We start from the raw sequence: 1,804 nt of genomic DNA on the forward strand, positions 1-1,804 counted from the left end.
GAGCGCCTGCGGGCGGTCTACCCGGATGTCCGGGTGTCGGGCGTACTGCCCACCATGTGGTACCGCTCCGAGACCGTGGAGCAGGGGGAGGCCCTGTTGAGAGCCAACAGCCCGGTGCGGGTGTTTGAGAGCAAAATCAGGCGCAGCCCCAAGGTGGACGAGTCCACCTGGACCGGCGAGCCGGTGGTGAGCTGGTCGCCCCGCTCCGCCGCTGCCCAGGACTACCGGGCCTTTGTGGCCGAGCTGCTGGGAAGGGAGGGACCGGACCGTGGCTAAGTTTGATATGGCGGCCGCATTTGCGGCAGCGGTGGGAGATGTGTCCAAGTCGGACACATCGAGGGAGACCATTGAGTACATCGGCTTGGACAAGCTGGACCCCGACCCGGACAATTTTTACAGCCTGACCGGTCTGGAAGAACTGGCGGCCAACATTGAGCTGTGCGGCCTCCAGCAGCCCATCCGGGTCCGCCCGGCGGAGCATGGGCGGTATGTGATTGTCTCCGGCCACCGGCGATGGTCGGCGCTCAAGCTCCTGCACAGCGCGGAGGAGGGCGGCGACCGGTGGATGGGCGTCCCCTGCATCGTGGAGCGGGACCAGGCGTCCCCGGAGCTGCGGGAGCTGCGGCTCATCATGGCCAACGCCTCCACCCGCCAGCTCAGTCCGGCGGAGCTGTCCCGCCAGGCCGCCAAGGTGACCGAGCTGCTCTACCAGCTCAAGGAACAGGGGTACGACTTTCCCGGCCGGATGCGGGACCAGGTGGCGGCGGCCTGTCAGGTGTCGGCCTCCAAGCTGGCCCGGCTCAAGGTCATCCGGGAGCGGCTGACGCCCCACTGGACGGCGCTGTTTGAGGCCGGGAAGCTGGCCGAGGCTCCGGCCTACCTGATGGCCCGCCAGAGCGTGGAGCGGCAGGACTGGCTGGCCGGGGTGTACAGCCGGGGTGTCAACGCCATGTACGAACCCACAGAGAACTCCATCCAGGGCTGGCTGGAGGGCCTGGACAAGATTGACGCCGTTGTGTGCCGGGACGGCACCCCATGCGCCAACCGGGACGGCATGCGGGAGCGGCTGGCGGAGTCCACCGCCGCCTATTGGCACCCTTGTGAATCCTGCTGTGGCCAGTGCAGCAGACGCATGACCTGCGGGCATGTCTGCCCCTCCCTGGAGAACCAGGTGGCGGAGGAGCGGGCCGAGCAGGAGAAAAAGCTGGCCGAGGCGAGGCGGAAGGACGAAGAGCGGAGCCGGGAGCGCTGTGCGGAGGAGAAGCGCCGGCAGGAGCGGGAGCGTGCGGCCTGGCTCCGTCTGGGCGAGGAGGCGGAGCGGGTGAACCTGCCGGCGGAGGCCCTGGGCGAGATACTGGGGGAGAACCGGGTTGAGATGGTGGAGCGTGCCCTCAACGGCGTGATGGACCCCCGCTGCGTCCTGGCAGATGACTTTTCCGAAAATCTGGACGCCGACGTGGTGGCTGGTCTGGCGGAGGCGGGCGTATCCCTGGACTATGTGCTGGGCCTGACTGACACCCGGCCCGATGGGGACACGGGCGGCGACGGCCCGTGGCACTACGGCGACCCGGTGGAGGACGGCTACTACTGGTGCCTCTGCGGCCCGCTGGACGGCAGCGGAAAGCTGCTGTACTGGTCCGGGGATCACTGGGAGTTCTCCAACATCGTGATGGCCATCAACACCACGGTGGTGTGCTGGATGCACTGCCCGCCCATCCCGGAGGCCCAGAGCTGGCACCGGCAGCAGATCGAGGATTGAAGGCCGTGGTCCGGCCTTCTGCCGGGCGGGGTGGCGTCTTCCCCG

At 68.2% G+C, this 1,804-nt stretch carries 2 protein-coding genes; both read left to right on the top strand.

All coding sequences use genetic code 11. From position 1 onward, the window contains the following. On the top strand, positions 1–276 hold a 276-nt coding region (locus WMO64_RS16955; RefSeq protein WP_435412079.1), incomplete at its 5' end, for a ParA family protein. Continuing rightward, positions 269–1,759 (top strand): ParB/RepB/Spo0J family partition protein, encoded by a 1,491-nt coding sequence (locus WMO64_RS16960; protein WP_349232757.1) that lies wholly within the window; start codon positions 269–271, stop codon positions 1,757–1,759. The genes WMO64_RS16955 and WMO64_RS16960, both read left to right, overlap by 8 nt. Positions 1,760–1,804 lie beyond the last annotated feature (45 nt).

Source organism: Pseudoflavonifractor intestinihominis, from assembly GCF_040096055.1.
GTDB lineage: Bacteria > Bacillota > Clostridia > Oscillospirales > Oscillospiraceae > Pseudoflavonifractor > Pseudoflavonifractor intestinihominis.